Here is a 5,904-nt window from a genome sequence, read left to right as displayed (position 1 = left end):
CTATAAACCGCTCACCAACGAGGGCGGCGGCGCTGCTGGCGACCGACGAACTCGCTCTGAAGTTTCTTATGAAAGTTTGGTGCGGATTTGGGGTTTCAGGCAGGGATGTTTGGGCTCTCGGGGTTAGGTTTTCGACGGATTTGTCCGTCTGTTTTTTGACAATTGAATAGAGAGAAAGAGAAACGTGGGCGGCGGATGTTCGCGACTGGATTAAGTTCCGGTTTTAAGTCGACAATGGCGGTCACGTTTCTATGAGAAGTTACATCGTTTCTGGTTTGGTCTGGATTTATTCAGGCTTTGTCGTGTGGTTATCCGCATGGCGGTTTTGGCACCCTTGTCGTGAGACAAGAAAGGTTTGCCAAAACGAACTAAGGAATATGTGAAGTTCTCGTCGATTCAGACGTGACCATTAAGCCAGTTTAGATTTTCAACTTGAGAGTTTGATCCTGGCTCAGAACGAACGCTGGCGGCAGGCTTAACACATGCAAGTCGAACGCTGTAGCAATACAGAGTGGCAGACGGGTGAGTAACGCGTGGGAATCTACCCAACTCTACGGAATAACGCATGGAAACGTGTGCTAATACCGTATACGCCCTTCGGGGGAAAGATTTATCGGAGTTGGATGAGCCCGCGTTGGATTAGCTAGTTGGTGGGGTAAAGGCCTACCAAGGCGACGATCCATAGCTGGTCTGAGAGGATGATCAGCCACATTGGGACTGAGACACGGCCCAAACTCCTACGGGAGGCAGCAGTGGGGAATATTGGACAATGGGCGCAAGCCTGATCCAGCCATGCCGCGTGTGTGATGAAGGCCTTAGGGTTGTAAAGCACTTTCACCGGAGAAGATAATGACGGTATCCGGAGAAGAAGCCCCGGCTAACTTCGTGCCAGCAGCCGCGGTAATACGAAGGGGGCTAGCGTTGTTCGGAATTACTGGGCGTAAAGCGCACGTAGGCGGATCGATCAGTCAGGGGTGAAATCCCAGAGCTCAACTCTGGAACTGCCTTTGATACTGTCGGTCTAGAGTATGGAAGAGGTGAGTGGAATTCCGAGTGTAGAGGTGAAATTCGTAGATATTCGGAGGAACACCAGTGGCGAAGGCGGCTCACTGGTCCATTACTGACGCTGAGGTGCGAAAGCGTGGGGAGCAAACAGGATTAGATACCCTGGTAGTCCACGCCGTAAACGATGAATGTTAGCCGTCGGCAAGTTTACTTGTCGGTGGCGCAGCTAACGCATTAAACATTCCGCCTGGGGAGTACGGTCGCAAGATTAAAACTCAAAGGAATTGACGGGGGCCCGCACAAGCGGTGGAGCATGTGGTTTAATTCGAAGCAACGCGCAGAACCTTACCAGCTCTTGACATCCCGATCGCGGACAGTGGAGACATTGTCCTTCAGTTAGGCTGGATCGGTGACAGGTGCTGCATGGCTGTCGTCAGCTCGTGTCGTGAGATGTTGGGTTAAGTCCCGCAACGAGCGCAACCCTCGCCCTTAGTTGCCAGCATTCAGTTGGGCACTCTAAGGGGACTGCCGGTGATAAGCCGAGAGGAAGGTGGGGATGACGTCAAGTCCTCATGGCCCTTACGGGCTGGGCTACACACGTGCTACAATGGTGGTGACAGTGGGCAGCGAGACCGCGAGGTCGAGCTAATCTCCAAAAGCCATCTCAGTTCGGATTGCACTCTGCAACTCGAGTGCATGAAGTTGGAATCGCTAGTAATCGCAGATCAGCATGCTGCGGTGAATACGTTCCCGGGCCTTGTACACACCGCCCGTCACACCATGGGAGTTGGTTTTACCCGAAGGTAGTGCGCTAACCGCAAGGAGGCAGCTAACCACGGTAGGGTCAGCGACTGGGGTGAAGTCGTAACAAGGTAGCCGTAGGGGAACCTGCGGCTGGATCACCTCCTTTCTAAGGAAGCCGACCATGGATTACGGATTACCGGACATCCTGGTCACGCTTATTAGAACATAGATGGCGCCAGTCAGGCGACCATCGCAACACATACGCTGTTGAGATGTGCCTTCGGGTACACCGCAGTAAGGCGAATACCGCCGTCTACGTTTCTCTTTCTCGATTAGGATATGTCCTCACGGCGGTGCCGCGCTTAGATGCGCTCGCCTCCGGACAGGGCGCCGGACGACCGGCGTGGGGCTTTGCCCCTGTTTGGCGGTCTGATCGGACTTTGAAGATCGACGCTAATTCATTGGGCCCGTAGCTCAGTTGGTTAGAGCACACGCTTGATAAGCGTGGGGTCGGTAGTTCGAGTCTACCCGGGCCCACCATGTTTTTGTCCTGATGCTGTCGCGGCTTTTGCTGCTGATTGCTCGGACATGGTCGTTGACCGTTCAGTTTGTTGCTCGCAAGGGCTTAAACAGATTGGGGCTGTAGCTCAGCTGGGAGAGCACCTGCTTTGCAAGCAGGGGGTCAGCGGTTCGATCCCGCTCAGCTCCACCATTACGGCGCTTTGAAAAAAAAGCGCCTTTGGTGGAAGATGGAATATCCTAAGAGAGAAATAAAGTTTGCATCGGTTCGTTTGAGCCTGATGCCTGTTCTGATATCATTGTGAAGAGAAGATATGTCTGGAAGCTTCCAGGTGTTGAGAGTGATCGAAAGGTCATTTGCAACGTCCGAGCCCAGTCCTGCTAAAGCTGTCGACGGTCTAGCCGATCCGAGACAGTGGAGGGGCTGGTGGTAGGTAGGAAGCTTGTTACTCAAGGCATGTTTGTTGTTGGTGGTTTGATCCACTGAAGCTTCAAGTCCGTAAGGATTTGGGGATTTTGGTGTTTCCGGTCATCTCTGACGACATGTCGATGGATGTTGCCTGACCGCGCATCCCCGGACAGATCTCGAGAAGCTGGTCTTAAGATACGACCTCGAAGTGCACCGGCGTGCCTTCATATGAGGATCGTATCGAACACGTCGATGGCATCTGGATTTGGATTTGGTTGTAAAAGGTAACCTTATCCGTTGGATAACTGGTTCGGCACACTGCAAAGTGTCCGTATAGCCGGGCTTGGCACCCCTTCGAGCGCAAGCGAGGAGGATAGGTTTGCCAAGACCAACTCAAAGATGAGCATTGGCAATGAGAACGATCAAGTGAAATAAGGGCAATTGGTGGATGCCTTGGCATGCACAGGCGATGAAGGACGTGATACGCTGCGATAAGCCGTGGGGAGCTGCGAATAAGCTTTGATCCATGGATTTCCGAATGGGGAAACCCACCTTAAATGCTTAGAGAATCCAAGCTGAGTTTTGGCTCGGTTTGGGTTTCTAAGCATTGTGATAAGGTATCTACACCTGAATACATAGGGTGTAAGAAGCGAACCCAGGGAACTGAAACATCTAAGTACCTGGAGGAAAGGACATCAACCGAGACTCCGTAAGTAGTGGCGAGCGAACGCGGACCAGGCCAGTGGCCTTGGGGAATAAAGTGGAACGGAATGGAAAGTCCGGCCGTAGCGGGTGATAGCCCCGTACATGTAGAACACCCAAGGTCCTTGAGTAAGGCGGGACACGTGAAATCCTGTTTGAAATTAGGGGGACCACCCTCTAAGCCTAAGTACTCGTGCATGACCGATAGCGAACAAGTACCGTGAGGGAAAGGTGAAAAGCACCCCGACAAGGGGAGTGAAATAGAACCTGAAACCGGTTGCCTACAAACAGTCGGAGCCCGCAAGGGTGACGGCGTACCTTTTGTATAATGGGTCAACGACTTAGTGTAACGAGCAAGCTTAAGCCGATAGGTGAAGGCGCAGCGAAAGCGAGTCTGAATAGGGCGTTCAGTTCGTTGCATTAGACCCGAAACCGAGTGATCTAGCCATGAGCAGGTTGAAGGTTGGGTAACACCAACTGGAGGACCGAACCCGCATCTGTTGCAATAGATTGGGATGACTTGTGGCTAGGGGTGAAAGGCCAATCAAACTCGGAAATAGCTGGTTCTCCGCGAAAACTATTTAGGTAGTGCGTCGACCGAATACCCTCGGGGGTAGAGCACTGGATGGGCTATGGGGACTCACCGTCTTACTGATCCTAACCAAACTCCGAATACCGAGGAGTACTAGTCGGCAGACACACGGCGGGTGCTAACGTCCGTCGTGAAGAGGGCAACAACCCTGACCTCCAGCTAAGGTCCCCAAGTCATGGCTAAGTGGGAAAGGATGTGAGGATCCCAAAACAACCAGGATGTTGGCTTAGAAGCAGCCATCATTTAAAGAAAGCGTAACAGCTCACTGGTCTAAATAAGGGTCTTTGCGCCGAAAATGTAACGGGGCTAAAGCCATGCACCGAAGCTGAGGATACGTAGTAATACGTGTGGTAGCGGAGCGTTCCGTAAGCCTGTGAAGGGATACCTGTGAGGGGTCCTGGAGGTATCGGAAGTGCGAATGTTGACATGAGTAACGATAAAGGGGGTGAGAGACCCCCTCGCCGAAAGACCAAGGGTTCCTGCTTAAAGTTAATCTGAGCAGGGTTAGCCGGCCCCTAAGATGAGGCAGAAATGCGTAGTCGATGGGAACCACGTTAATATTCGTGGGCCTGGTGGTAGTGACGGATTGCACAAGTTGTTCTGGCTTATTGGATTGTCAGGGCAGCGGAGCGGTTCCAGGAAATAGCTCCACCGTATAGACCGTACCCGAAACCGACACAGGTGGTCAGGTAGAGTATACCAAGGCGCTTGAGAGAACTATGCTGAAGGAACTCGGCAAATTGCACGCGTAACTTCGGAAGAAGCGTGACCTCTTTTTACGCAAGTGGAAAGAGGTGGCACAGACCAGGGGGTAGCGACTGTTTATCAAAAACACAGGGCTCTGCGAAGTTGCAAAACGACGTATAGGGCCTGACGCCTGCCCGGTGCTGGAAGGTTAAAGGGAGAGGTGCAAGCTTTGAACTGAAGCCCCAGTAAACGGCGGCCGTAACTATAACGGTCCTAAGGTAGCGAAATTCCTTGTCGGGTAAGTTCCGACCTGCACGAATGGCGTAACGACTTCCCCGCTGTCTCCAGCATAGACTCAGTGAAATTGAATTCCCCGTGAAGATGCGGGGTTCCTGCGGTCAGACGGAAAGACCCCGTGCACCTTTACTATAGCTTTACACTGGCATTCGTGTCGGCATGTGTAGGATAGGTGGTAGGCTTTGAAGCGGGGACGCCAGTTCTCGTGGAGCCATCCTTGAAATACCACCCTTATCGTCATGGATGTCTAACCGCGGTCCGTTATCCGGATCCGGGACAGTGTATGGTGGGTAGTTTGACTGGGGCGGTCGCCTCCGAAAGAGTAACGGAGGCGCGCGATGGTGGGCTCAGAACGGTCGGAAATCGTTCGTCGAGTGCAATGGCATAAGCCCGCCTGACTGCGAGACTGACAAGTCGAGCAGAGACGAAAGTCGGTCATAGTGATCCGGTGGTCCCGTGTGGAAGGGCCATCGCTCAACGGATAAAAGGTACGCCGGGGATAACAGGCTGATGACCCCCAAGAGTCCATATCGACGGGGTTGTTTGGCACCTCGATGTCGGCTCATCGCATCCTGGGGCTGGAGCAGGTCCCAAGGGTTTGGCTGTTCGCCAATTAAAGCGGTACGTGAGCTGGGTTCAGAACGTCGTGAGACAGTTCGGTCCCTATCTGCCGTGGGTGTAGGAATATTGACAGGATCTGTCCCTAGTACGAGAGGACCGGGATGGACATATCTCTGGTGGACCTGTTGTGGCGCCAGCCGCATAGCAGGGTAGCTATATATGGAATGGATAACCGCTGAAGGCATCTAAGCGGGAAACCAACCTGAAAACGAGTATTCCCTTGAGAACCGTGGAAGACTACCACGTTGATAGGCCGGGTGTGGAAGCGCAGCGATGTGTGAAGCTTACCGGTACTAATCGTTCGATTGGCTTGATTGTTCTCATTGCT

At 52.8% G+C, this 5,904-nt stretch carries 2 tRNA genes and 2 rRNA genes; all 4 read left to right on the top strand.

The features are described 5' to 3' along the window. Positions 1-428 precede the first annotated feature (428 nt). Positions 429-1,915: ribosomal RNA gene (locus ADU59_RS29355) — 16S ribosomal RNA — on the top strand. 297 nt (positions 1,916-2,212) lie between these two features. Beyond that, positions 2,213-2,289: transfer RNA gene (locus tag ADU59_RS29350), tRNA-Ile, on the top strand. Positions 2,290-2,385: 96 nt separating this feature from the next. Next, positions 2,386-2,461, top strand: a tRNA-Ala gene (locus ADU59_RS29345). 636 nt (positions 2,462-3,097) lie between these two features. Further along, positions 3,098-5,894, top strand: a 23S ribosomal RNA gene (locus ADU59_RS29340). Together the 16S and 23S rRNA genes with 2 tRNA genes alongside form the textbook arrangement of a ribosomal RNA operon. Positions 5,895-5,904: the final 10 nt, after the last annotated feature.

Source organism: Pararhizobium polonicum (assembly GCF_001687365.1).
Lineage (GTDB): Bacteria > Pseudomonadota > Alphaproteobacteria > Rhizobiales > Rhizobiaceae > Pararhizobium > Pararhizobium polonicum.
This window is presented reverse-complemented; position numbering and strand designations above follow the sequence as displayed.